Here is a 24,838-nt window from a genome sequence, read left to right as displayed (position 1 = left end):
CGAGCGACAATTGCTCATCTGCCACTTCCGCATCCGCATCATCCACGACTTCTTCCGTAACGCCTTGTTCAGCCAAGTAGCTGTTGAAGTCGACCGGAATCATCGTCTCGACTTTCTCGCCTTTATCGACTTGAATCAAGTTGATAATCGGCATCCCTTTCGCCGTCCGGCTCATTTCAGGAATCTCATATCCTTTCAGACGGAAGACGCGACCGAAGTTCGTGAAGAACAAGATCGTATCGTGCGTCGAAGCGGAAAGGAGGCGTAAGACGAAGTCTTCGTCATTCGTTCCCATCCCTTGCTTCCCACGGCCACCACGACGTTGGGTCCGGTATGAATCCGTCGGAATCGATTTGATATATCCTTCACTCGTGAGCGTGATCATCATGTCACGCACCGGGATTAAGTCCTCGTCTTCAAGCTCGACGATATCGGTACGGATGACCGTACGTCGTGCATCGCCATAACGCTCTTTGATTTCAGTTAATTCGTTGCGGATGATCTCAAGCAAGAGCTCTTCATCGCCGAGAATGGCACGAAGTTCTTCAATCAACGCTTGAACTTCACGATACTCGCCTTCGATTTTCTCGCGCTCGAGTCCCGTCAACCGTTGGAGACGCATATCGAGAATCGCTTGCGTCTGTTCAATCGAAAGGCCGAAGCGTGCAATCAACTTCTCACGCGCTTCGTCTCCGGTACGCGTGCTACGGATGAGTGCGATGACTTCGTCGAGATGATCGAGCGCGACGCGAAGTCCTTCGAGAATATGCGCCCGGGCCTCTGCCTTGTCGAGGTCGAACTGGGTCCGGCGACGGACGACTTCTTTTTGGTGCTCGATATAGTGATAAATCGCCTGCTTGATGTTGAGTGTCTTCGGGCGTCCTCCGACAAGGGCGAGCATGTTGACACCGAACGTCGTCTGCATCGGCGTCTGTTTGTACAAGTTGTTCAAAATGACACTCGCGTTCGCATCGCGCCGTACTTCGATGACGACACGCATCCCGTTGCGGTCCGACTCATCTCGAAGATCCGTGATGCCTTCGATTTTCTTATCGCGCACCAAATCGGCAATCTTCTCGACCAAGCGAGCTTTGTTCACTTGATAAGGAATCTCGTGGACGAGAATGCGTTCCCGTCCATTTTTCAACACTTCAATCTCGGCTTTCGCACGCATCGTAATCGAGCCGCGACCCGTCTCATAGGCACGGCGAATCCCGCTCCGACCTAAAATTTCACCGGCTGTCGGGAAGTCAGGTCCTGGGATATGCTGCATGAGCTCTGCGATCGTAATGTCCGGGTTATGTGTAAGCGCGAGCACGCCATCAATCACTTCGTTCAAGTTGTGGGGTGGTACGTTCGTCGCCATCCCGACGGCGATTCCGCTCGTCCCGTTGACGAGGAAGTTCGGGAAACGTGCCGGTAAGACGACCGGTTCTTTCTCTTCCCCATCAAAGTTTGCTTGGTAATCGATCGTGTTCTTACCGATGTCACGCACGAGTTCCATCGCAATCTTTGACATCCGGGCTTCTGTGTAACGCATCGCAGCCGCAGAGTCGCCATCGACCGATCCGAAGTTTCCGTGACCGTCGACAAGCTCATAACGATAGCTGAAGTCTTGCGCCATACGAACCATCGTCTCATAGACAGCTGAGTCACCGTGCGGGTGATACTTACCGATAACATCACCGACGACACGGGCTGACTTCTTATGCGGTTTGTCAGCACGGATCCCGAGCTCGTTCATCGCATAAAGAATCCGACGGTGAACCGGCTTCAAGCCGTCGCGCACGTCCGGAAGGGCACGTGATACGATAACGCTCATCGCATAGTCCATGAACGACGTACGCATCTCTTGGCTAATATTTATATCCTTGATATTTTCATGTTCTGCCATTCGTTATTGCCTACCCTTCTGTTTAAATATCGAGGTTTTTCACGTAGTGCGCATGTGACTGGATGAAATCGCGACGCGGTTCGACGTTGTCGCCCATGAGCGTCTCAAAGATTTCATCTGCCTCGATGGCGTCTTGAAGGTCGACCCGAAGCATCGAACGCGACTCTGGGTTCATCGTCGTGCTCCATAGCTGCTCAGGATCCATCTCACCTAGACCTTTGTAACGTTGTACGCTATATCGTGCATTCTCAGGAAGGCGTTTAATCGCTTCTTGTAATTCACGGTCGTTTTGGACGTAGACGATCTCTTTCCCATGCTTCACACCATAGAGCGGTGGTTGGGCAATATAGACATAGCCGCTTTCAATAAGCGGACGCATGTACCGGTAGAAGAACGTTAAGAGCAGTGTCCGAATGTGGGCACCATCGACGTCAGCATCGGTCATGATGATGAGTTTGTGGTAACGTGCTTTGCCTAAGTCGAATTCTTCCGCGATTCCAGTACCGAGCGCCGTAATGATTGTCCGGACTTCTTGGTTCGCCAAGATTTTATCGAGTCGTGCTTTCTCAACGTTGATGATTTTACCGCGAATCGGCAAAATTGCTTGGAAGTGACGATCGCGACCAGACTTCGCCGATCCACCGGCCGAATCCCCCTCAACGATGTACAGTTCAGACTTCGACGCATCTTTTGATGAACAGTCGGCCAATTTCCCTGGTAATGAACTGACTTCGAGGATACCTTTACGGCGCGTCATTTCACGGGCGCGTTTCGCAGCGAGACGGGCACGTGCTGCCATCAAACCTTTGTCGACAATCAATCGACCGACCGACGGGTTTTCAAGCAAGAACTGCTCGAAAGTGTCCGTGAAAAGTGAGTCTGTGGCTGTACGCGCATCCGCGTTACCAAGTTTCGTCTTCGTCTGTCCTTCGAACTGTGGTGACGGGTGTTTGACCGACACGATTGCGGTCAATCCTTCACGTACGTCATCGCCTGACAAACTGCCGTCGGCTTCTTTCATCAAACCGAAGCGTTTCGCGTAATCGTTAATCGAACGTGTGAGCGCCGTCTTGAAGCCCGTCTCGTGCGTCCCGCCTTCGTGTGTCGGAATATTGTTCGTGAACGAATAGATGTTGCTGGCGAAGCCTTCGTTGTACTGGAGCGCGATTTCGACTTCGATGCCGTCTTTCGTTCCATGCACGTAGACCGGCTCCTCGTGAATCGACGCTTTCGAGCGGTTCAAGTGTTCAACGTACGACTTGATTCCACCCTCATAGTGATAGTTCCGTTCCATCAATTCGTCGCCACGGTCGTCCTTGGCGATAATGCGCAAACCTTTATTCAAGAAGGCAAGTTCACGGAGACGCGTCGCGAGTAAGTCGAAATCGTACTCGAGCGTCTCTTGGAAGATATCGCCGTCTGGGAAGAAGCGGACGGTCGTTCCCGTCGTATCTGTCGTGCCGACGATTTCAAGTTCGCCTTGAGGCACACCACGTTTGAACGATTGATAGTAGACGTTTCCGTTACGACGGACGAATACTTCGAGCTTCGTTGACAAGGCGTTGACGACAGACGCACCAACACCGTGCAGACCACCCGATACTTTATAACCGCCACCGCCGAACTTACCACCGGCGTGAAGTACTGTGAAGATGACTTCGACGGCCGGGCGTCCTGTTTTCTTTTGGATATCGACCGGGATGCCTCGTCCATTGTCTTCGACGACGATCGAGTTTCCTGGTTCGACTGTCACGGTGATCGTGTCACAATGACCGGCGAGCGCTTCGTCAATCGAGTTATCGACGATTTCCCACACTAAGTGGTGAAGACCGCGCGAACTCGTCGAACCGATATACATCCCCGGGCGTTTACGGACAGCCTCTAAACCTTCAAGTACTTGAATCTGATCGGCACCGTAGTCTTGCATTTGTTTTTCGTTTTCGTTACTCATCGGTTTTGTTCACCTACTATACATGAATTGGTGTTCGTGTTGATTGTGCTTCATACAGAATCTGATTCGACTTCGCCTTGTTTCACGTGAAACACTTTGGCTTGTTGAATCGTCTCATGGGCAATGCCATCGATATTGGTCGTCGTCAGGATGGTTTGAACTTTTTTGCCCATCGTGTCGAGCAGATGGGTTTGGCGATGATCATCGAGTTCTGACAAGACGTCGTCTAACAATAAGAGCGGGTATTCCCCGACCTCTTCGTGAATCAATTCAATCTCCGCTAACTTGAGTGACAAGGCCGCAGTGCGTTGCTGACCTTGTGAACCGAACGTTTGGACGTTTCGATCGTTCACGAACAGTTCGAAATCATCACGGTGTGGACCGAATAGCGTCACACCGCGTCTTCGTTCGTTCTCTCTTATTTTATCAAACTTTTGCCGATACGTTTCAAACATCTGTTCTTTCGGGTAACGTTCTTTTTGGAACGTGTCCGAGACGTATTGAATCGTCAACGTTTCCATATCTCGCGTGATGCCCGCATGAATTGGGCCAGCCCATTTTTCGAGCTGGTCGATGAAATGATGTCGTCTTGAAACGATTTTCACAGCGACTTCAATCAACTGATCGGTCAGGACTTCGAGCAGCGTCTCGTCCCCGCCTTTTATCGACAGTTGTTTCAACAGGGCGTTCCGTTGCTTCAGCGTCTTTAAGTATTGATTTAAGTCGTGCAAATAAATCGGGCTCACTTGCCCAATCTCCATATCTAAAAATCGTCTCCGCCCTTGAGGGCTCCCTTTGACAATCGCAAGGTCTTCCGGGGCGAATAAGACGACGTTGAACGCACCGACGTAATCGCTTAAGCGTCGTTGCTCGAGATGGTTCAGTTTCGCTTTCTTCCCTTTTGAGGAGAACGTGAGCGATTGAACCGTTTCACCCGTCCGCTTATGAATCCGTCCTTCAATGAGCGCAGCGTCGGACTCCCAGCCGATCAACTCGCGATCTTGTGTCGTCCGATGGGATTTAGCCAGCGCAAGTACGTAAATCGATTCGAGCAGATTTGTTTTCCCTTGGGCGTTCTCCCCGATTAGAACGTTCGTCTGTTCTGAAAAGTCGAGCTCAAGGGCTTCGTAGTTGCGGTAGTTTTGCAATCGGATCGACATTAAACGCACGTTAGTTGCCCTCGATTTGGAAATCTCCGAAGCCTTCGACTTCAATCTTGTCGCCATCGCGTAGTTTACGGCCTCGACGTTGGTCTACTTCCCCGTTCACTTTGATTTGAACGTCTTCCAAGAAAAACTTCGCTTGACCTCCGCTCGAGATGATATCTGCTAATTTCAAAAATTGTCCGAGTGTCACATACTCGGTTGTAATCGACACTTTATTCATGTCGTCACTCCCTTTCCTTCATACTAATTACAAAAAATCGCCATACTTATTAGTTTATCGAAAAACGTCGAATAAGGCAAAAAACGGGGATGACAAGGCACACGACCTTATCATCCCCTTACCTGTTCGTCCCGCTTACGAAGTCCGAACCGGCAAAATCAACTGGAGCACACTATCTTGTTCGACCGGACGCAAAATGAACGGACGCATCGAACCCGTGAATTGAATCTCAATTTCTGAAGCGTCGAGGGCGCGGAGGGCATCCATGACAAATTTCGAGTTGAACGAAATCTTCAGTTCTTCCCCTTCGAGCGACAAGATGCTGACGCGCTCCGATACTTTCCCGACCTCTGGCGAATGTGAACTCACTTCAACCGTCGTCGCTTCCTCGGCAACGAATTTGATGACGTTATTGCGGTCGGCACGAGCCAAAAGTGAAGCACGATCAATCGCTTGAAGGAAGTCTTTCGCATTCATGCGGACCGCTGTCCGATATTCTTCCGGAATCAAGCGTGACGTGTCTGGATACGCCCCATCGAGAAGGCGTGAGAAGAAGGAAATGTTCTTCATGCGGAACAAGATTTGCTGGTCCGTCAAGACGATTTCGATTGGCAACTCTTCACGATCGAGCAATTTCGCGAGTTCGTTGAGCGAGCGGCCCGGGACGACGACGTTTTGGAACGTCAAGTCGTTATCTGTCTCGAAACGAGCACGGCGAAGCGCCAAACGATGGCTGTCAGTCGCGACACATGTGAGGAACCCTTTTTCAGCCGAGAAGTTCACGCCAGTCAAAACGGGTCGTGTCTCTTGTGACGACACGGCGAAACTCGTCTGACGAATAATCGTCTTCAAGAGATCCGCTGGAAGATAGAAGCGACGGTCACTCGCGAGTTCAGGGAGACGTGGGTACTCGTCTGGGTCGAGCCCGTTCAAATGGAACTCGGCTTGGCCTGATTCGATCCGCGTCATGAAGTTCGGTGACACTTCGAGCGTCACTTCATTCGTTGGCAATTTCTTGACGATCTCACCGAGGAATCGAGCGTTCAAGACGACGCTACCTGCGCGTTTGATTTGAATGAGTTCAATCCCACCCTCTTCTACAGGAATCAATCGTTCAATCGAAATCTCTGTATCACTTCCAGTCAACGTTAACCCATCTGCATGCGCTTCAAGTTTCAATCCCGTAAGAATCGGAATCGTCGTTCGAGAAGCGACTGCTTTTGATACGTCTTGTACGGCTTGCATGAATACATCGCGTTGAATCGTTAAATGCATGTGGATAATTCCTCCTAAGTGAAATGAGTCAAAGTCATGATTCATAGTAATTATAATAGTATTAATTAAGTCATAATAGTAATAAGGGCTGTGGATACTGGGGATAAGTGCCTTCAACCATTCGTGTTAAGCCATTTTGCCTGTGAATAACTTGTGGATAACTAAGGTGGTTTATCCACAGGATATCCACAAGAAAAAACATCTTGTTTACGACAAGGCTTTCTTTAACGTTTGAATCGTCTCTTGCATCTCAGGATCATTCTTCAACAACGTGCTGATTTTCTCATGGGCATGGATGACCGTCGTATGATCGCGTCCCCCAAACTCTTCCCCAATCTTTGGCAAAGAACTCTCCGTCATCTCCCGTGATAAATACATCGCGATTTGGCGCGGGAAAGCGAGCGTCTTCGTCCGTTTCTTCGCTTTTAGCTCGTCGACTTCTATATTAAAGTGACGTCCGACGATCTCTTGGATGTCTCGGATGACAATCTTTCTCGCTTCTTGGACCGGCATGATGTTGTGAAGCGCCTCAGCGGCCACATCCGGATCAATCGGACGACCGACGAGTTTCGCGTAAGCGACGACTCGAGTCAACGCCCCTTCGAGCTCACGAATGTTCGTATCGATTTGATTGGCGATATACAACATGACGTCGTTCGAGATATCGAGCTCTTCCGCCGTCGCCTTTTTACGCAGGATAGCGATTCGCGTTTCCAAGTCGGGTGGCGTGATGTCCGTAATGAGTCCCCACTCGAAACGTGAGCGCAAACGATCCTCAAGCGTCGGGATTTCCTTCGGTGGACGGTCACTCGAGATGACGATTTGTTTCTGATCGTTGTGGAGCGCGTTGAACGTATGGAAGAACTCTTCCTGCGTCTGCTCTTTACCGGCCAAGAACTGAATGTCATCGATTAAGAGGACGTCGATATTCCGGTAACGGTTGCGGAACTCTTCCGTCTTGTTATCCCGAATCGAGTTGATGAACTCGTTCGTGAACTTCTCAGAAGATACGTAAGCGATACGGGCCCCAGGCTTTTGCCCTTTCACATAATGCCCAATCGCATGCATGAGGTGGGTCTTGCCTAACCCGACACCCCCGTAAATGAAGAGCGGGTTGTATGCTCGTGCCGGTGCCTCAGCTACGGCAAGCGACGCAGCATGGGCAAACCGGTTTCCTGAACCGATGACGAACGTTTCAAAGATATACTTGTCGTTCAGTTGACCGAGGCTCGCTTCCTCTTTTGATAGAACTGGAAGCGGTTGTTCCTTTGTTTCGGTGACCGCGATCGTCTCTTTTACTCGTCCGTCCGCAGGGGCATACTTGTGTGCCTGTGACTCTTCAATAAAATGAATCTCAAGCTGACTGTTCGTCACTTCTTCGATCGTATCTTGTAAGAGCGATAAGTATTGACGCTCGAGCCATGTCACGATAAAGCTGGCTGGCGCCGAGACGACGAGCGTCGTCCCCATTAACGAAACACCTTCGGTTGATTTCAACCACATATCGAAACTTGCTTTCGGTGTTCGTTCCTCTTCTTCAATCAACGACAACACGTTTCTCCAAATCTCCTGAGCATTGTTCAATGAAAGACCTCCTTTACCGGTTATGTAGGCGAAACTTATTCACACGATATACACAATCACTATTCTATAGTAGATACTAGGATTATCCACAGAGAACAAAAACTGTGGATAAAGTTATCCACACGATGTTCATGTTGGGGATAACAGTTATCCACAGCCTGTGTATATCTTGTTTTGCCTAAAAGTTCATCCACAAGTTTGTGCACATTCAGTTTATCAAAATAAAATAGACGTGGCAACGCTTTTCGGTATTTATCCACAGATAAGGAAAACAATCCACAGGTAGTTATCCACATGCTGTGTATAGTGTGGATAAACTGTGGATATGTTGTGGATAAAGTAGAAGGTAAGACAGGAAAATAAAAAAAGTTATACACAAAAGAGGAAGCGTGAAAAAGGACGAACGTTTTTGTAAGAGAGGAAAACGAAAATATTAAAATCAACGCGTTTATTTTGTTGAAAAAAGAGGAGTTATTCACATATAGGTGTGGATAACTAATAAAGAATGTGGATAAAATGGCTTCGTTGGGCTATTTGTAAAGAAGACACCCATAATCGTGTTAACGTTTCGTCAATCTTTCCTTCCTTTGTGGATGCAAACCATTGGAAGGACCACCACAATCGTCCAAATCGGATGATCGGTCTTCGTTGTCTTCCTTTCCCACGAAAACCTCAGGAAAATGGATTGACATTCAGAGTAACAGTTTATATAATCTTAAAGACTGCCTTAAATGAAACTATAACTTGCTAATAGAGCGTTAACCTTGAGGAGGTGCTTAACCATGAAACCAACGTTTAACCCGAACAACCGTAAGCGTAAAAAAGTTCACGGATTCCGTGCGCGTATGGCGACGAAAAACGGCCGCAACATTCTTGCAGCTCGCCGTCGTAAAGGCCGCAAAGCCTTGACTGTCTAATGTAAACTCACAAGATTGCCTGAGGACCTCTCCTCGGGCAATCTTTTTTTTGTCACAATCGCATTGAAAACGTTGATTCGCCCTCGTTGAATCGAAAGGGATATGGTATGATGTTAGTTGACGATTTTTGAACCGAAGGATGGAGTGAGAATTTTGAAAAAAGAATACCGTTTGCAAAAGAATGAAGAGTTCCAAGCGGTGTTTCGCGAAGGACACTCCGTGGCCAATCGTCAGTTTGTCGTCTACACGCTCAAAGCGGATCAAGCGCATTTTCGAGTTGGTCTTTCCGTCAGCAAGAAGTTAGGAAACGCTGTGGAACGAAACCGGATGAAACGACTCATGCGTGAATCGCTTCGCTTGCTTGAACCGAACGTCGCTCCTCATCAATATGTCATCATCGCGCGGAAACCGGCGACGACGCTCACGCAAGATGAAGTGACGGAGAGCTTGAAGCATGTGTTTAAACGTGCGAAAGTTTGGAAATCAAGATAAGCCGACCGCTCATGACAATTCGGACTTGTTCTTTCATATATAACGCGAACGAATCAGGATTGACCGATAGACGTGGGATGAAGCAAAAAAGAATCGATACAGAAAGTGTAGGAGGAACTATGAGCAAACAGCTAAAATTAGGATTGTTAGCCGTTATGACCGGTGCCATTTTATTGATGGCCGGTTGTGTCGACCCTTCGACGATCCAAGGAGAGCCGATCACGGCTGAGACAGAAGGCTTTTGGGCGAAATACTTTGTTTGGCCACTTGCCTGGTTATTGAAAGAAGCAGCGTACTTGATTGGCGGGACATGGCAGTACGGTTACTCGATTATCGTTGCGACGATCATCGTCCGTCTGTTGATTTTACCGCTCATGATCAAACAAACGAAGAGCATGGGTGCGATGCAAGTATTGCAACCGGAAATGTTGAAGCTTCGTGAGAAGTACAGCTCAAAAGACCAAGAGACACAGCGTAAACTGCAAGAAGAAATGATGAAAATGTATCAAGAGTACCAAATCAACCCGCTCGCAGGTTGTTTGCCAATCTTGATTCAAATGCCGATTCTTTTCGCTTTCTATGACGCGATTCGTCGGACGCCTGAAATCTTCGAAGCCCGTTTCCTCTGGTTCGACCTTGGGGCACCAGACCCGACGTTCATCTTGCCGATCTTAGCGGCTGTATTGACATACGCCCAACAAAAAATCTCGATGGCCGGTCAAGAACAGAACCCGCAGTTGAAAATGATGCTCTACATCTTCCCGGTCATGATCTTCGTCATGTCGATCACCCTTCCGGCCGCGCTCTCGATGTACTGGGTCGTTGGTTACATCATCTCGATTATCGTGACGATGGCCATCATGCTCCCGATGCGTGAGAAGATGAAAGTTCAAGCGGAAGCGAAGATTGCGGCGAAAGAAGCAGAACGTGCCGCCCTCGCGGAAGAAGAAAAGAAGAACAAAAAGAAAAAACGTAAATAATATGCCAGACTGCGAATCGTGAATTCGCAGTCTTTTTTGTTTATGACGTAAGTTTGAGCAAAGGCGGGAATAGAAGAGAGAAAGGGTGTTGATAGCTGAAGAAAGGAGTCTTTCCTATGGAGACGTTAATTAAGCGGTTGGAGCGTTCGACGCTCGTCCAGGCAGCGGTTTATGTGCTCATCGGCCTATTCATTTTATGGAATCCGCGTTTCTTCTTTGACATCATCGTCTATTTGGTAGCTGGCTATTTTGCTATTCTCGGACTTTGGGCCATCGTGCAAGGGATGCGCCATCGTCGCGACGGCTTGCCTCCATCCTTTTTTATGGGCATCATTTATTTGGTGATGGCGCTCATCGTCTTCTTTTTCGCAGAAGTGCTCGCGAGCCTACTCCCAATCTTTATCGGTTTACTGTTTTTGTTCGGAGGCATCATCCGACTCGTTCAAGCACTCGGCTATCGCCGTGTGATGGCGAACCGGTGGATGTACTTTCTAGTGACGAGTATATTATGGATCGGGATCGGACTTCTCCTATTGACGAACCCGTTCAGTAGCCTGCTCGTCTTGTTCCAATTGTTCGGCGGCTTCTTGATTGCCGTAGGGATGATGGAGCTCGTCTTGTATTTCACGCTGCGCCGATCGAGACGTCAAGTCGTATGAAGAGCCGCCTCACGCGAGGCGGCTCTTTTCACGATGTAGCAACTGTCGATAAAACGTCTCGATTCGCTCGAAGCCCACGATGGAAGTCAAGAACGTCTCCTCTGATTCAAGGCGACGGACGTATTTCGCGGCAGCGGAAGCATGCTGCGACGGGGTTAACCGTTCGTACCAATCACGGAGCGGGATGAGGCCACGAGCCGCCACATCCTTCAAGCCGAGCGTCGAACGGGACGAATCGTAATGGGCGGCGAGCGCGTAAACGAAATGACTCATGCCTTGGCGGAGCATCTCGGTCGCCCAGATGTCATTGCCACGGTCACGTGCTTTCGTATATTGGAAAAAGAACCAAACCGCGTCAAACGCATGGTTGAAGAGCGCGTCGTCCGACAACGTCAGCTTCGAGCGGTGCGATTTCAGTCGCGCCTCAGGGTCGTACAGAACGGTCAACTCGTCCTGATCGTTCAACGTTTCGATCGTGACGGTGAACAAATCGACGTGTAAGAAATCGTCATACACGACGATGAGCTGCGGGGCGACGATATGAATCTCATCGGTTAATAAGATTGGACGATACGCGGCGAGATGGTCACGCCGTCGCGTTAAAAACGAAGCCACGTCCCCATCAGCGACGAGGACGTATAAGTCGACGTCGGAATGCTCGTCCCCTTCACCGCGGCCGAACGATCCCTTCAAAAAAATCGCTTCGACAGCGTCATCCTTACGTAACGCCTCCGTCAGTGTTTGGATGGCTACTTGTTGTCGCATCAAATCCACTCCTCCGTTGGAAATATATTACTTTATTGTACGAAAATGAGTCGGGGGAATGCAATGAAATCCTGAGATGTCCGACCCTTTCGTTCAAGTCAAATATCGTGTATAGTAGGTTCGTTATGCATATGATAGAAGAAGCTTTGGAGTTTGGAGGGAGAGAACGATGCTAGAGTTTGACACGATTACAGCCATCTCGACACCGATGGGTGAAGGGGCAATCGGAATCGTCCGCTTGTCCGGGGACCGGTCCGTCGAGACGGTGGCACGCGTATTTTCTGGAAAAAACTTGACGGAAGTCGAGTCACATACGATTCATTACGGCAAATTGAAGCGTCCGGACACGGAAGAAGTCGTGGACGAAGTGATGGTCAGCATCATGCGGGCGCCGAAGACGTTCACACGAGAAGACGTCGTCGAAATCAATTGCCACGGTGGGATTGTCGCGGTCAATCGTGTCCTCGAGTTGATCCTCGAACAACCGAACGTCCGCTTAGCAGAACCAGGCGAGTTCACGAAACGCGCCTTTTTAAACGGCCGCATCGACTTGTCACAAGCCGAGGCTGTTATGGACTTGATTCGCGCCAAGACGGACCGGGCCATGAACGTGGCGATGTCTCAGATGGAGGGACGTTTGTCCCGTCTCGTCCGTGAATTGCGCCAGCAGTTGCTTGAGACCATCGCGGCCGTCGAAGTGAATATCGACTATCCGGAGTATGACGCTGAAGAAATGACGCAAGCGATCGTCGAAGAGAAGGCCGGAGAAGTGAAGCGGATTCTCGAGCAACTGCTTGAGACGGCCCGTCAAGGCAAGATTCTGCGGGAGGGCCTCGCCACGGCGATCATCGGTCGCCCGAACGTCGGAAAGTCGTCGCTCATGAACACGCTCGTTCAAGAAACGAAAGCGATCGTGACGGATATCGCCGGGACGACGCGCGATACGATTGAAGAATACGTCAACGTCAAAGGGGTACCGCTCAAACTGATCGATACGGCCGGGATTCGGGAAACCGAAGACATCGTCGAACGGATTGGGGTTGAGAAGTCACGGCAAGCACTCGCCGGCGCAGACTTGATTCTACTCGTCTTGAACGGGCACGAAGGACTGACACCGGAAGATGAGGCGTTATTCGAAGCGATTTCAGGCATGAACGCCATCATTATCATCAATAAGACGGACTTGCCACAAAACATGGATTCTTCTAAGCTAGAGAAACTAGCGGCAGGGCGTCCGATTGTCGCCACCTCGCTGTTACTAGAAGAAGGAATCGATGCGCTCGAGAAGGCGATCTCGAACTTGTTCTTCGCTAAAGGGGTCGAGTCACAGGACATGACGTATATCTCGAACGCACGACACATTCAACTCATCAAACAGACGATTGAGCAAATCGATGAGGCGCTCGGTAGCGCCCTCATGAACATGCCGATCGATATGGTACAAATCGATTTACGACGAGCGTGGGATACGCTCGGCGAAATCAATGGCGATACGGTCCAAGAAAGCTTGATTGACCAACTCTTTTCACAGTTTTGTCTTGGTAAATAATAAGGAGGAAATACTATGGCTTACACGGCAGGCGAGTTTGACGTCATCGTCATCGGAGCCGGGCACGCAGGCATCGAGGCGGCACTTGCGTCGGCGCGCATGGGCGCGAAAACGGCGATGCTGACGATGAACCCAGACATGGTCGGGTTCATGTATTGCAACCCGTCAATTGGCGGACCGGCGAAAGGGATTGTCGTCCGCGAAATTGATGCGCTCGGCGGCGAGATGGCGAAAGCGATTGACGCGACATACATTCAAATGAAGATGCTCAACACTTCGAAAGGTCCGGCGGTACGCGCGCTACGTGCCCAGGCGGACAAGTTCCAATATCAAAATCATATGAAAAAAGTGCTTGAAGACGAACCGAACCTATTACTTCGTCAAGCGCTCGTCGAACGCTTCCTCATCGAGGACGGGAAAATCGCCGGTGTCGTGACGAACACGGGATCGGAATATCGCGCCAAGGCGGTCATCGTCACGACGGGGACGTTCATGCGCGGTCAAATCATCATCGGCGAACTGTCGTATGAGAGCGGCCCGAACAACCAGATGCCATCGGTCGAACTGTCGAAGCATCTCGAAGAACTCGGGATCGAGCTCGTCCGTTTCAAAACCGGCACACCGCCTCGTATCGACGGGAAGACGATTGACTATTCGAAGACGGAGATTCAGCCGGGTGACGACAATCCGTCGCTGTTCTCGTACACGTCAAAAGACCTCGACCCGATTGAACAGATTCCGTGCTGGCTCACGTACACGAGCGAGCGGACCCATCAATTGATTGACGAGAACTTGCATCGTTCACCGATGTACTCAGGCGCAATCAAAGGGACCGGTCCACGCTATTGTCCATCGATTGAAGACAAGGTCGTCCGTTTTAACGATAAACCACGTCACCAAATCTTCCTCGAGCCGGAAGGGCGTGACACGGAAGAGATTTACGTGCAAGGCTTCTCGACGAGTATGCCAGAAGACGTACAACATCAAATGCTCCGGACGATTCCGGGACTTGAGAATTCCGAGATGATGCGACCGGGCTACGCGATCGAATACGATGCGGTCGTCCCGACTCAGCTTTGGCCGACACTCGAGACGAAGGCGATCGAAGGACTGTTCACGGCCGGACAAATCAATGGGACGAGCGGATATGAGGAAGCGGCCGGACAAGGCGTCATGGCCGGTATTAACGCCGCGTGTAAGGTGCTCGGGAAAGACCCGGTCATCTTGGATCGCTCACAAGCGTATATCGGCGTCTTGATTGACGACCTCGTCACGAAAGGAACGAACGAACCGTACCGTCTCCTGACGTCACGGGCCGAGTATCGGTTGTTGTTGCGTCACGACAACGCTGACCTTCGCTTGAGCGATATCGGTTATGACATCGGCTTGCTCTCAGAAGAGCGTCAAACACAATTGAACGAGAAGCGCGAAGCAATCGCGACAGAAGTGAAACGATTGGAGTCGCTCGTCGTCAAGCCGACGGAAGAGATGAACGCGATGCTCGAATCAGTCGGGGCAAACCCGCTGAAAGAAGCGACACATGCGAACATCTTGTTGAAGCGACCGGAAGTGACGTACGCGGCACTCATGACCGTCGTGCCGGCACCGGTCGAATTGCCGGCTGACGTCGCCGAACAAGTCGAGATTCAAGTGAAGTATGAGGGGTATATCTCAAAACAACTTGAACAAGTCGAGAAGATGCGGCGTATGGAAGAAAAACGAATCCCTGAAAACCTCGACTATGACGCGATTGGCGGCTTAGCGACAGAGGCAAAACAAAAGTTGAAACAAGTGCGTCCGCTCTCGATTGGGCAAGCGTCACGTATTTCCGGGGTAAACCCGGCTGACGTGTCGATCTTACTCGTCTACATCGAGCAAGGACAATACGCGACGGTGGAGTGAGACGATGAACGAATCCCAATTTATTGAGGCGTTACAAGCAGAAGGGTTTGAATTGAGTGAGAAACAACTCGCTCAGTTCAAACGCTATTTCGAGATGCTCGTCGAATGGAACGAGAAGATGAACTTGACGGCCATCACCGATCAAGAAGAAGTTTATTTGAAGCATTTTTATGACTCGCTCAGCGCAGCGTTTCATTTTGACTTCACGACCGTCGAGACGGTATGTGACGTCGGAGCCGGCGCCGGATTCCCGAGCTTGCCGCTCAAAATTCTATACCCGCACCTTCATGTGACGATTATCGATTCCTTGAACAAGCGCATTACGTTTTTGAACGAGCTCGCGCTCGCGCTTGAACTTGAAGGCGTCGCGTTCCATCACGGACGGGCCGAGGAATTTGGAAAAAATAAAAAATTTCGTGAGCAATTTGATGTCGTGACGGCCCGTGCCGTCGCCCGAATGACGGTGCTCGCCGAGTACTGTTTACCACTTGCAAAAGTCGGTGGAACGTTCGTAGCGCTCAAAGCGGCGAAAGTTTCCGACGAGCTCGTGGACGCGAAAAACGCCTTGGCGGTACTCGGTGGGAAGGTAAAAGCGACACACCAGTTCCTATTGCCAGGAGAGATGAGTGAGCGTAATATCGTAATTGTAGATAAATTACGAAAAACGCCTGGGAAATATCCGCGTAAAGCGGGGACACCGGCGAAAGAGCCACTAATCTGAGTAATAGTGTTTCACGTGAAACTAAAAGCAGATTCCGGTGGGAGTCTGCTTATTTTTTTACATAAGGGGTGCCGACGTTGAAGAAAACATTTGCCAAGTGGTTTGGAAATCGAGAAGAAGTGGCCGTCACGGAAATGGCGCAAGTCAAGCCGCACGACCAAGTAGAAGAGATCCAATTGTCGCTTTTGCTTCCGAACCGCTATCAACCGCGTAAAGTGTTCGAGCCGGCTAAAATTGAAGAACTGGCCGTGACGATTCAAGAGCACGGTCTGCTCCAACCGATCGTCGTCAGACGGGTCGAACTCGACCGCTACGAAATCATCGCCGGGGAGCGACGTTTTCGTGCGGCCAAATCGCTCGGTTGGTCATCGATTCCGGCCATCGTGCGCGATATGGATGACGATACGACCGCCGCACTCGCATTGATCGAGAACTTGCAGCGCGAGCAGCTCAGCCCGATTGAAGAAGCGGAGGCGTACGAGCGTCTGTTGGCGATGAACGGGTTGACACAAGCCGCGCTTGCGAAAAGTCTCGGAAAGAGCCAGTCGACCATCGCGAACAAGTTGCGTCTGTTGAAATTGCCAGAAGACGTCAAACATTGCTTGCGCGATCGTCAAATCAACGAGCGGCATGCCCGTGCCTTGTTGCCGTTAAAAGATGAACGGTTGCAATTAGAAGTGCTCATCGAGATTATCGAGCAAGAGTACAACGTCAAAGAGACGGAGCAACGCGTCGAATTTTTACTCACACCGATTGAGGAAGAGAAGCGCAAGCCGAAAAAACGGCCGCGTCGAACGAAGAGTTTTGCCCGTGACACACGAATCGCCATCAATACGATTCGCGACTCGGTCGAACTGATCGGAAAGACCGGCATCGAAGTGGAAACAGAAGAAGTCGAAGAAGACGGGTTCGTCGAGATTCGAATTCGAATCCCGAAAGCACGGCCACAACAGTGAGCCCGTGCTTTTTTCAATCATCGGAATAAAAAGGAGGAGCAACATGGAACGGTTACCGATTAAATTCATCCGCCCGAACCCGAACCAACCGAGGAAGCAATTCGAACCGCAACAGCTCGACGAGTTGCGCCAGTCGATTGAGCGGTACGGGGTGTTACAACCGATCGTCGTCCGTAAGGCGAGCGGATTTTTTGAGATTATCGCCGGAGAACGACGTTATCAAGCGGCAAAGCTCGCCGGTAAATCAGAAATTCCGGCATTGATCGTGACGGCCGACTCGGACCGGGTCATGGAACTCGCCCTCATCGAAAACATTCAACGCGCCGACTTGAACGCGATTGAAGAGGCGCTCGCCTATGAACAGCTCATGCAGACGCTCGGGCTGACGCAACAGCAACTCGCAGAACGCGTCGGCAAGAGCCGGAGCCACGTGACGAACAGTTTGCGCCTACTCCGTCTGCCGAGCGCCGTTCAACATGCCGTCATGGTCGGAGAATTGACGATGGGGCATGCGCGTGCCATCACCGGGATGAAGTCCGAACAAGCGATGGAACAAATCGCACGCCGGGTCATCGCCGAACAATGGACGGTACGTCGACTTGAACGCTTCTTGCAAAAAGAGCGGACAGCAAAAAAGACGCTCAAACGCTCGAGCGCCGACGTCGAAGCTGTCGAAGCGGTTCTAGCGGAACGTCTTCAGATGGATGTATCGATTCGCCCCCGACGAAAAGGTGGCGTCCTCGAACTGAAATATTTCTCACAGGACGACCTCGAGCACCTGTTGACGCTCCTGTCGCCTCAAGATTTCGATTCGTCACGGGATTGACGGAGCCGGGTGATCGCCGCTTCTTCATGATGGAGCCGACCGATGCGTGCATCGAACTCGGCAAACCCTTCCGTGATGAAACGGGCGAGCTCATAGACGAGGTGGAGGCGTGTGTTTTGTAAAATCATCATCTCCATGAAACCACTCACGTTGACGACGGCTTTAATGTTGTATTCACCGACGGCAGGTAACTCTTTTTGGACACCGGCGCCCGGGGCGAGCGGTCCTTCTGAGAAGAAGACGTACCCGACGCTCGACAATCGACCGAGACAGGCGTCGATGGCGATGATGAGCGGCCGATGAAAGCGGGTCTGAATCTCGTGAAGCGTCTCGACGAGGTTTAACGCATGGACAGGCTTCGTAAGCGTCCCATAGACGTATAAATTACGAACCGACTTTTCTTCGAGAAACGTGCCGACTAGAGGACCGAGCGAGTCGCCGGTCGAACGATCGGAGCCGATGCAGACGAGGACGATGGGACGATGCGCCTCGCTCGCCAACTGCTCGTGCAGCTGGTCAGCGAATAGCTGTGAACCGCTCCGTTCGGTATGTTCGATGAAGAACGAGTAGGGTTTGTGTGGTTTTAAGCGAAACGGCATGAATCTCATCCTCTCTTCTGAGCTGCAGAACGTCTAGTTGCCTTGTCGGAAAGATACCGTACTATCCCATTCCCAAAACGTTGAAACTTATAACGTCTGGATGTAGCGTTTGAGAAAAGTCGTAAAGTATGTTTTGATGGGTTAGAATATACGATTTTACGAGGTGAAAACATGGCATCACAAAATACAGACCCAACTGATTTGTCATCAGTGGCGGATCAGACGATTGAGAACGTCAACCGGTTCGTCGCTTACTTTCAAGATACCGAGATGTGGATCGGCTTCGGTTTCAAGCTCGCCGGCGTCGCGCTCATCATCTTGGCACTCTATATCGCATCACGCATTTTGACGTCGATGGTACAACGCGTCTTCACGTTACGCAAAATCCATGAAGACAACATCGTCGCCCAGCGCCAAAACGAGACGTTATTGAAACTGGCGCAAAATACGATTCGTTACGTGCTCGGCCTCGTCATGATTTTGACGGTGCTCGGCCAGTTCGGCGTCAACATCGCCGGTTTGATTGCGTCGGCCGGGGTTGCCGGTCTTGCGATCTCGTTCGGCGCGCAGAACTTGGTCAAGGACGTCATCACGGGCGCGTTCATCATCTTTGAAAACCAATATAAGAACGGGGACTACGTCAACTTGAACCAGCAAGTCGATGGAACGGTCATCGAAGTCGGGATTCGGACGACGAAGCTGAAAGGTTTGAACGGCCAAGTGACGATTATCCCGAACGGTCAAATCATGCAAGTGACGAACTATTCGCTTGAGAACAGTGTCGCCGTCGTCGATATCGGTGTCGCCTATGAAGAAGATATGGGTAAAGTCGAGACGGCGCTAAAAGAGATCGCGAAGACGGTCGAAGCGAAATATCACGACTTGTTCATTCAACCGATCACGCTCGCCGGCGTCCAATCGCTCGGACCGTCTGAAGTCGTCTATCGACTCATGGCCGAGGTGCCGCCGACACAACACTTCGCGGCCGGCCGCATTTTGCATAAAGAATTGAAGGCGGGACTAGACGAGCGTGGCATCGAGATTCCGTACCCACGCACGGTCATGATGTCGCCGACTACCTCGACTAAAGGAGCGCCTGGAGATGCAAGCTAAATCGTATGAGTTAAACGATTATGTGGAAATGAAGAAGCCGCACGCCTGCAAGACGAACCGTTGGCAAGTGACGCGGGTCGGCATGGACATCCGCATCAAATGCCAAGGATGTGGCGCGAGCGTGCTCATGCAGCGTCGCGATTTCGACAAACGGTTAAAGAAAGTGCTTAAAGAAGAAAACGCCGCTGAATAAGAGGCGTTTTTCTTTACGTTCGCGTGTTGAGTTGCGGTTTAATCGTGGACTAACTATAATTGTGAAGGATGTGACGGTGTGGTGTACTAAACGTACCCACTCCACAGACGGTTTAACATTTCCCGGGAAACCCGGATGAGGAGGACATACAAGTGGGATTAACAGCAGGAATCGTCGGATTGCCGAACGTCGGGAAATCGACATTATTTAACGCGATTACGCAAGCAGGTGTTGAGGCGGCTAACTATCCGTTCGCAACAATCGATCCAAACGTCGGTGTCGTGGAAGTGCCGGATTCGCGGCTTGATCGGTTGACGGAACTCGTCCAACCGAAAAAGACGGTACCGACCGCGTTCGAATTCACGGACATCGCCGGAATCGTTAAAGGAGCGTCAAAAGGAGAAGGGCTTGGAAACAAGTTCCTTGCCAACATTCGCGAAGTTGATGCGATTTGCCAAGTCGTTCGGTGTTTTGAAGACGACAACATCACGCACGTCGCCGGAAAAGTGTCGCCAATCGATGACATCACGACCATCAACCTCGAATTGATTTTGGCCGACCTTGAACTCGTCGAGAAACGCATCACGCGCGTTCAAAAGATGGTGAAGTCAAAAGATAAAGGCGCCGCACAAGAACTCGAGGCACTTGAAATCGTGCAAGCGGTGCTCGAGTCAGAGCGCCCAGCCCGTGTCGCGGAATTGACGGATGAGCAACTCGCCATCGTCAAGCACTTCCAACTGCTCACGATGAAGCCGATGCTTTACGTCGCAAACGTAAGCGAAGACGAAGTGGCAGACTCGGATAACAATCCGTATGTACAAGCAGTTCGCGAGCACGCAGCGACAGAAGGCGCAAAAGTCATTGTCATCTGCGCCCGCATCGAAGAAGAGATTTCTGAGCTCGAGCCAGAAGAGCGTCTTGAATTCTTGCAAGACCTCGGCATCGAGGAGTCGGGTCTCGACCAATTAATTCGTGCTGCCTACTCTACGCTCGGACTCGCGACTTATTTCACGGCGGGTGAAAAAGAAGTGCGCGCGTGGACATTTAAACAAGGTATGAAAGCACCGCAATGTGCGGGTGTCATCCACTCGGACTTCGAACGCGGATTCATCCGTGCCGAAGTCGTGTCATTTGACGATCTTTCAGCCGCTGGCAACATGACGACGGTAAAAGAGCAAGGGAAGCTTCGCTCAGAAGGAAAAGAGTATGTCTTCGCCGACGGTGATGTCGTTACGTTCCGTTTCAACGTCTAAGTCAATTTACGAAAACGTGTTGTAAAACGAAGAGAAGTTTGATAGTATATTATGACGTGAGTAAAACAATTGTTTGCTCCTTGCTCCTACAACCGGTAGGAGCCGTTAGTCCAAGAGGAGGTGAAAGATAATGCGTAAATACGAACTTCTTTACATTATCCGTCCATCAGTTGATGAGGAAGCGAAGAAAGCTTTGATCGAGCGCTTCAACAACGTCATCACTGACAACGGTGGTACTGTTGATAAAACAACAGACATGGGTAAACGTCGTTTCGCTTACGAAATCAACAAGATGCGCGAAGGACACTACGTTCTTCTTAACATCACTGCTGAGCCGAAAGCGATTCAAGAAACAGAGCGTCTCATGAAGATCTCTGATGACGTTGTCCGTCAAATGACAACTAAAGACGAGCGTTGATTCTTGACGCTTCATATTGCGAAAGGGGAGCTTTGAGATGATTAACCGAGTTGTGTTAGTTGGTCGATTGACACGCGATCCAGAAATGCGTTACACGCAGAGCGGCATCGCCGTAACTCGCTTTACTCTCGCTTGCGATCGTCCATTCACTGGACAAGATGGGAAGCGTGAGGCGGACTTCATTGATTGTGTCGTATGGCGCAAACAGGCAGAGAACGTGGCACAATATTTGAAAAAAGGCAGCATGGCCGGCGTAGACGGTCGCCTTCAAATCAGTAGTTACGAAGGTCAAGATGGCCAACGTCGTTACCGGGCAGAAGTCGTAGCCGATAGCGTACGCTTCCTTGAACCACGCGGGGCCTCAGGGCAACGTGATACAGCACCGGCTGGAGATGTCTTCGGTGGTGGTGAGTCAAGTGGGTCAGGATGGGGCGCAGCCGCTTCTTCGACTTCATCTCAGTCCTCGAACTCAAACAAAGGTTTTGACGCCGACCCGTTCTCGGGCGGAGGCAAAATCGACTTATCGGATGACGATCTACCATTTTGATCGAGCCGATTCGAAACTAAACTAAACTAATAAAGGAGGTCTTCACATGGCACGTCGTCCAGGAGGTCGTCGTCGTCGTAAAGTATGTTTCTTTACGTCGAACAACATCACTCATATCGATTATAAAGACGTAGAATTGCTCAAACGCTTCGTTTCGGAGCGTGGTAAAATTCTTCCACGTCGTGTGACTGGTACTTCAGCGAAATACCAACGTCCACTTACTGTCGCTATCAAGCGCTCACGTCAAATGGCTTTGCTTCCATACGTTGCAGAGTAATCTTGGCGCACGACTTATCCTTCGGGATAGGTCGTTTTTTGTTTATCGTCGGAGTGTAAGTCGAACGGACGGATATGGTATGATAAAGCAGAAACCATTTCGACATCATGGGTGTTTGACACTCATTTTAGGAGGCATACATGCACAGTGGTGAAGCAATAACATCCGTGAAGAACCAATCAAAGCACGCGCTCCCTTACGTGTTCGGGATCCTTGCTGCGTTCGGATTGGCGTTCTACAACATCGTGGCAGCGGTCACCCTGTTCGTTTTCACGCTGATTTTTTTCATCTATCAACAAGTGACGATTCGCCGGCAACGTAGAGCGTGGGAACAGTACGTTCACTCGTTGTCCCACCGGATTGAAGACGTCGGGAAAGAAGCGTTGACCGGGATGCCGATCGGGATTCTCGTCTTTGATGAGGCGCGTCGCATCAGCTGGTTCAACGAGCAGTCCCGTCTCATCTTCGAGCTTGAGATGGAACTCGGCATCCCGCTCGATGCGATTCATTCGGCGTTCACCGAGTTGATTGAAGAAGAAGAAGAAGAAGCGACGATTGAAGTCGGGGACCGGGTCTATCGCGTGCTATACAATCAAGAGTATCAGACGTTGTACTTGTTCGATATGACGGAGGAGGCCGAGATTGAACAGAAATACTCGGAGACACAGACCGTCATTGGCGTCTTGTATTTGGACAACTATGACGAGATGTCGACGGGGGTCGACGAGCAGATTCGTAGCGAAATCAATCGCCGTGTGACCGTGCTCCTCAATCAATGGGCGCAAAAATATCACATCTATATGCGCCGGACGGCGGCCGACCGCTTTTTCCTCGTCATGAACGAGCGGACGCTCTCTGAACTCGAGAACAATCGGTTCGCGATTTTAGATGAGGTCCGGGAAGCGACGAAAGAACATAAGATTCCGCTCACGCTCTCGATTGGGATTGGTTGCGGGGAGACGTCGTTGACGGAGCTCGGTAACTTGTCACAATCGAGCCTCGATTTAGCGCTCGGCCGTGGCGGCGACCAAGTCGTCGTCAAACGGCATAACGGGAAAGTCCGCTTCTTCGGCGGCAAGACGAACCCGACCGAGAAACGGACGCGCGTCCGAGCCCGTGTCATCTCGAACTCGATGCGAGACTTGATTAAAGAATCGAGCCGTGTGCTCATTATGGGCCATAAAAACCCGGATATGGACTCACTTGGCGCCTCGATCGGAATCATGAAGCTCGCTGAGTTCGTCGGACGTGAGGCGTATGTTGTCATTCCGGCCGGCGAGACGAGTGTCGGCATCCAGCGTCTCGTTCATGAGGTCGAGAACGATGAGGAGCTGTATAGCCGCTTCTTGACCGAGTTCGAGGCTCAACCGCTCATCGATGAGCAGACGTTACTCGTCATCGTCGATACGCACCGGCCTTCGCTCGTCATTTCACGCGAGATTCTTGACCGGGCCGAGCGTGTCGTCGTCATCGACCATCATCGCCGGGGCGAAGAGTTCATCGAAGACCCGGTGCTCGTCTATATGGAGCCGTACGCATCGTCGACGTGCGAGCTCGTGACGGAACTGATCGAGTATCAGGCCGGCACGCGCAAACTGTCGATTTTAGAGGCGACGTCCCTCCTCGCGGGCATCATGGTCGATACGAAAGGGTTCACGCTCCGGACGGGATCGCGGACGTTTGACGCCGCGTCGTTCCTGCGGATTCAAGGGGCGGATACGGTGCTCGTTCAACATTTCATGCGGCAAGATCTCGATTCGTATATCGAACAGTCGCACATCCTCGAGAGCACGGAGATTTACTCAGATGGGATGGCGATTGCCGTCGCGCCGGACGATGAACCGCACCATCAAGTGCTCATCGCCCAATCGGCCGACCAACTACTCAATATGGAAGGCGTCAAAGCGTCGTTCGTCATCGCCGTCTTGCCGGACGGACGGACCGGCATCAGTGCCCGTTCGCTCGGAGACGTCAACGTCCAAGTCGTCATGGAGATGCTTGAAGGCGGCGGTCATTTGACGAATGCGGCGACGCAGCTTGACGTCAATCGCGACCAAGCGAAGAAACTGTTGAAAGAAGCGATTGATCATTATTTGACAGATGAAACCGAAGGAGAGGAAACGGAATGAAAGTCATTTTAAAAGTAGATGTTAAAGGGCAAGGGAAAGCGGGCGACGTGAAAGACGTCGCCGACGCATACGCGAAGAATGTCCTCTTCAAAAAGAACTTGGCCGTCGAAGCGACGCCGGGCAACTTGAAGGCGTTCGCGGCGAAAGAGCGCCGGGCCGAGCAAGCGGCTGAAGAAGAGTTGAAAGCAGCCCAAGCACTCAAAGCCAAAATCGAGAAAGAGACGATCGTCGTCAAGACGAAGTCAGGTGAAGGCGGTCGCGTCTTCGGTTCGGTCACGAGCAAACAAATCGCCGAGGCGTTGAAAGGGATGGGCTACAAGCTCGACAAGCGTAAAATCGAGCTCGAGCACCCGATTAAAGCGCTCGGTTTCACAAAAGTGCCAGTGAAGTTGCATCAGGACGTCACGGCCACGTTGAACGTCCATGTCCAAGAAGCGTGAAGGTGAGGGAAT

Annotated in this window: 25 protein-coding genes (1 of these 25 cut by a window edge); 17 read left to right on the top strand and 8 right to left on the bottom strand. The window is 50.9% G+C overall.

Annotated features, from left to right (window positions below; all coding sequences use genetic code 11):
* The 6 genes from gyrA to dnaA form a co-directional block, all read right to left on the bottom strand.
* Positions 1-1,894, bottom strand: the 5' portion of a protein-coding gene (gene gyrA, locus KB235_RS01715) for a DNA gyrase subunit A (protein ID WP_034817058.1). It extends 677 nt beyond the left edge of the window; only the first 1,894 of its 2,571 coding nucleotides appear in the window; the start codon lies at positions 1,892-1,894; its stop codon lies beyond the left edge, outside the window.
* 22 nt (positions 1,895-1,916) lie between these two features.
* Complete coding sequence (gyrB, locus tag KB235_RS01710; protein ID WP_034806182.1) at positions 1,917-3,845, bottom strand: DNA topoisomerase (ATP-hydrolyzing) subunit B; 1,929 nt, start codon at positions 3,843-3,845, stop codon at positions 1,917-1,919.
* Between the two features lie 50 nt (positions 3,846-3,895).
* Positions 3,896-5,014, bottom strand: coding sequence for a DNA replication/repair protein RecF (recF, locus tag KB235_RS01705; RefSeq protein ID WP_211780235.1), 1,119 nt, complete (start codon positions 5,012-5,014; stop codon positions 3,896-3,898).
* A 1-nt stretch (position 5,015) separates the two neighbouring features.
* Complete coding sequence (gene yaaA / locus KB235_RS01700) at positions 5,016-5,231, bottom strand: S4 domain-containing protein YaaA (RefSeq protein WP_024371095.1); 216 nt, start codon at positions 5,229-5,231, stop codon at positions 5,016-5,018.
* Positions 5,232-5,366: 135 nt separating this feature from the next.
* Positions 5,367-6,506, bottom strand: coding sequence for a DNA polymerase III subunit beta (dnaN, locus tag KB235_RS01695; RefSeq protein ID WP_034806188.1), 1,140 nt, complete (start codon positions 6,504-6,506; stop codon positions 5,367-5,369).
* Between the two features lie 207 nt (positions 6,507-6,713).
* Entirely contained in the window at positions 6,714-8,090 is a 1,377-nt protein-coding gene (gene dnaA / locus KB235_RS01690; protein WP_211780234.1) for a chromosomal replication initiator protein DnaA, read from the bottom strand.
* A gap of 782 nt (positions 8,091-8,872) precedes the next feature.
* Between dnaA and rpmH the strand changes: the two genes are divergently transcribed.
* From rpmH to KB235_RS01670, 4 genes are all read left to right on the top strand, one after another.
* Complete coding sequence (gene rpmH, locus KB235_RS01685) at positions 8,873-9,007, top strand: 50S ribosomal protein L34 (RefSeq protein WP_015880216.1); 135 nt, start codon at positions 8,873-8,875, stop codon at positions 9,005-9,007.
* A gap of 153 nt (positions 9,008-9,160) precedes the next feature.
* Positions 9,161-9,499 (top strand): ribonuclease P protein component, encoded by a 339-nt coding sequence (rnpA, locus tag KB235_RS01680; protein ID WP_034806193.1) that lies wholly within the window; start codon positions 9,161-9,163, stop codon positions 9,497-9,499.
* A gap of 119 nt (positions 9,500-9,618) precedes the next feature.
* Complete coding sequence (gene yidC / locus KB235_RS01675) at positions 9,619-10,479, top strand: membrane protein insertase YidC (protein ID WP_034817053.1); 861 nt, start codon at positions 9,619-9,621, stop codon at positions 10,477-10,479.
* 116 nt (positions 10,480-10,595) lie between these two features.
* Positions 10,596-11,138 carry an HdeD family acid-resistance protein gene (locus tag KB235_RS01670; RefSeq protein ID WP_034817051.1) on the top strand — a complete coding sequence of 181 codons (543 nt, stop codon included), beginning with the start codon at positions 10,596-10,598 and terminating at the stop codon, positions 11,136-11,138.
* Positions 11,139-11,147: 9 nt separating this feature from the next.
* Here the strand turns inward: KB235_RS01670 and KB235_RS01665 are convergent, their stop codons facing one another.
* The gene (locus tag KB235_RS01665) at positions 11,148-11,903 is read right to left on the bottom strand and encodes a nucleotidyltransferase domain-containing protein (RefSeq protein WP_211780233.1); all 756 of its coding nucleotides are present in this window, start codon (positions 11,901-11,903) and stop codon (positions 11,148-11,150) included.
* A 169-nt stretch (positions 11,904-12,072) separates the two neighbouring features.
* On the opposite strand from KB235_RS01665, the gene mnmE reads away from it, so the two are divergent.
* The 5 genes from mnmE to KB235_RS01640 all read left to right on the top strand — a co-directional run bounded on the left by mnmE (position 12,073) and on the right by KB235_RS01640 (position 17,857).
* Positions 12,073-13,452, top strand: a complete 1,380-nt coding sequence (gene mnmE / locus KB235_RS01660; protein WP_034817046.1) for a tRNA uridine-5-carboxymethylaminomethyl(34) synthesis GTPase MnmE — start codon at positions 12,073-12,075, stop codon at positions 13,450-13,452.
* A gap of 15 nt (positions 13,453-13,467) precedes the next feature.
* Entirely contained in the window at positions 13,468-15,354 is a 1,887-nt protein-coding gene (gene mnmG / locus KB235_RS01655) for a tRNA uridine-5-carboxymethylaminomethyl(34) synthesis enzyme MnmG (protein ID WP_211780232.1), read from the top strand.
* A gap of 4 nt (positions 15,355-15,358) precedes the next feature.
* Positions 15,359-16,075 carry a 16S rRNA (guanine(527)-N(7))-methyltransferase RsmG gene (rsmG, locus tag KB235_RS01650; RefSeq protein WP_034806205.1) on the top strand — a complete coding sequence of 239 codons (717 nt, stop codon included), beginning with the start codon at positions 15,359-15,361 and terminating at the stop codon, positions 16,073-16,075.
* Between the two features lie 77 nt (positions 16,076-16,152).
* Positions 16,153-17,031: a nucleoid occlusion protein gene (gene noc / locus KB235_RS01645; RefSeq protein ID WP_034817042.1), complete on the top strand. Its 879-nt coding sequence runs from the start codon at positions 16,153-16,155 to the stop codon at positions 17,029-17,031.
* A 43-nt stretch (positions 17,032-17,074) separates the two neighbouring features.
* Positions 17,075-17,857 (top strand): ParB/RepB/Spo0J family partition protein, encoded by a 783-nt coding sequence (locus KB235_RS01640; RefSeq protein WP_211780231.1) that lies wholly within the window; start codon positions 17,075-17,077, stop codon positions 17,855-17,857.
* Here the strand turns inward: KB235_RS01640 and yyaC are convergent.
* On the bottom strand, positions 17,830-18,456 hold the full coding sequence (gene yyaC / locus KB235_RS01635) for a spore protease YyaC (RefSeq protein ID WP_034817041.1): 627 nt from the start codon (positions 18,454-18,456) through the stop codon (positions 17,830-17,832). The genes KB235_RS01640 and yyaC overlap by 28 nt on opposite strands.
* 171 nt (positions 18,457-18,627) lie before the next feature.
* On the opposite strand from yyaC, the gene KB235_RS01630 reads away from it, so the two are divergent.
* The 8 genes from KB235_RS01630 to rplI all read left to right on the top strand — a co-directional run bounded on the left by KB235_RS01630 (position 18,628) and on the right by rplI (position 24,826).
* Positions 18,628-19,569, top strand: a complete 942-nt coding sequence (locus KB235_RS01630; protein WP_051690335.1) for a mechanosensitive ion channel family protein — start codon at positions 18,628-18,630, stop codon at positions 19,567-19,569.
* Positions 19,559-19,762: a DUF951 domain-containing protein gene (locus tag KB235_RS01625; RefSeq protein ID WP_211780230.1), complete on the top strand. Its 204-nt coding sequence runs from the start codon at positions 19,559-19,561 to the stop codon at positions 19,760-19,762. The genes KB235_RS01630 and KB235_RS01625 overlap by 11 nt, the downstream gene beginning before the upstream one ends.
* 152 nt (positions 19,763-19,914) lie before the next feature.
* Positions 19,915-21,015 carry a redox-regulated ATPase YchF gene (ychF, locus tag KB235_RS01620; protein WP_211780229.1) on the top strand — a complete coding sequence of 367 codons (1,101 nt, stop codon included), beginning with the start codon at positions 19,915-19,917 and terminating at the stop codon, positions 21,013-21,015.
* Positions 21,016-21,145: 130 nt separating this feature from the next.
* A complete protein-coding gene (gene rpsF / locus KB235_RS01615; RefSeq protein ID WP_034806218.1) occupies positions 21,146-21,433 on the top strand; it encodes a 30S ribosomal protein S6 in 288 nt (95 codons plus the stop codon).
* Positions 21,434-21,470: 37 nt separating this feature from the next.
* Positions 21,471-21,980, top strand: coding sequence for a single-stranded DNA-binding protein (gene ssb, locus KB235_RS01610; RefSeq protein ID WP_034806221.1), 510 nt, complete (start codon positions 21,471-21,473; stop codon positions 21,978-21,980).
* 46 nt (positions 21,981-22,026) lie between these two features.
* Positions 22,027-22,257: a 30S ribosomal protein S18 gene (gene rpsR / locus KB235_RS01605; RefSeq protein ID WP_015880232.1), complete on the top strand. Its 231-nt coding sequence runs from the start codon at positions 22,027-22,029 to the stop codon at positions 22,255-22,257.
* A gap of 140 nt (positions 22,258-22,397) precedes the next feature.
* Positions 22,398-24,386, top strand: a complete 1,989-nt coding sequence (locus tag KB235_RS01600) for a DHH family phosphoesterase (RefSeq protein WP_211780228.1) — start codon at positions 22,398-22,400, stop codon at positions 24,384-24,386.
* Positions 24,383-24,826, top strand: coding sequence for a 50S ribosomal protein L9 (rplI, locus tag KB235_RS01595; RefSeq protein ID WP_034806227.1), 444 nt, complete (start codon positions 24,383-24,385; stop codon positions 24,824-24,826). Before KB235_RS01600 ends, rplI begins: the two co-directional genes overlap by 4 nt.
* The last annotated feature ends 12 nt before the right edge of the window (positions 24,827-24,838 follow it).

Origin of the sequence: Exiguobacterium alkaliphilum (assembly GCF_018138125.1) — a bacterium.
In the GTDB taxonomy this organism is placed as follows: domain Bacteria; phylum Bacillota; class Bacilli; order Exiguobacteriales; family Exiguobacteriaceae; genus Exiguobacterium; species Exiguobacterium alkaliphilum.
The sequence above is the reverse complement of the archived record's forward strand: the minus strand, read 5'-3'. Positions and strand labels throughout refer to the sequence as shown.

Coding starts and splice junctions, on each gene's coding strand:
- yidC (WP_034817053.1), top strand. CDS start 9,619: ATGAGCAAACAGCTAAAATTAGGATTGTTAGCCGTTATGACCGGTGCC.
- rpsF (WP_034806218.1), top strand. CDS start 21,146: ATGCGTAAATACGAACTTCTTTACATTATCCGTCCATCAGTTGATGAG.
- yaaA (WP_024371095.1), bottom strand. CDS start 5,231: ATGAATAAAGTGTCGATTACAACCGAGTATGTGACACTCGGACAATTT.
- yyaC (WP_034817041.1), bottom strand. CDS start 18,456: ATGCCGTTTCGCTTAAAACCACACAAACCCTACTCGTTCTTCATCGAA.
- KB235_RS01665 (WP_211780233.1), bottom strand. CDS start 11,903: ATGCGACAACAAGTAGCCATCCAAACACTGACGGAGGCGTTACGTAAG.
- mnmG (WP_211780232.1), top strand. CDS start 13,468: ATGGCTTACACGGCAGGCGAGTTTGACGTCATCGTCATCGGAGCCGGG.
- rplI (WP_034806227.1), top strand. CDS start 24,383: ATGAAAGTCATTTTAAAAGTAGATGTTAAAGGGCAAGGGAAAGCGGGC.
- dnaN (WP_034806188.1), bottom strand. CDS start 6,506: ATGCATTTAACGATTCAACGCGATGTATTCATGCAAGCCGTACAAGAC.
- KB235_RS01600 (WP_211780228.1), top strand. CDS start 22,398: ATGCACAGTGGTGAAGCAATAACATCCGTGAAGAACCAATCAAAGCAC.
- KB235_RS01625 (WP_211780230.1), top strand. CDS start 19,559: ATGCAAGCTAAATCGTATGAGTTAAACGATTATGTGGAAATGAAGAAG.
- KB235_RS01630 (WP_051690335.1), top strand. CDS start 18,628: ATGGCATCACAAAATACAGACCCAACTGATTTGTCATCAGTGGCGGAT.
- ssb (WP_034806221.1), top strand. CDS start 21,471: ATGATTAACCGAGTTGTGTTAGTTGGTCGATTGACACGCGATCCAGAA.
- rpmH (WP_015880216.1), top strand. CDS start 8,873: ATGAAACCAACGTTTAACCCGAACAACCGTAAGCGTAAAAAAGTTCAC.
- mnmE (WP_034817046.1), top strand. CDS start 12,073: ATGCTAGAGTTTGACACGATTACAGCCATCTCGACACCGATGGGTGAA.
- KB235_RS01670 (WP_034817051.1), top strand. CDS start 10,596: ATGGAGACGTTAATTAAGCGGTTGGAGCGTTCGACGCTCGTCCAGGCA.
- gyrB (WP_034806182.1), bottom strand. CDS start 3,845: ATGAGTAACGAAAACGAAAAACAAATGCAAGACTACGGTGCCGATCAG.
- KB235_RS01640 (WP_211780231.1), top strand. CDS start 17,075: ATGGAACGGTTACCGATTAAATTCATCCGCCCGAACCCGAACCAACCG.
- rpsR (WP_015880232.1), top strand. CDS start 22,027: ATGGCACGTCGTCCAGGAGGTCGTCGTCGTCGTAAAGTATGTTTCTTT.
- rsmG (WP_034806205.1), top strand. CDS start 15,359: ATGAACGAATCCCAATTTATTGAGGCGTTACAAGCAGAAGGGTTTGAA.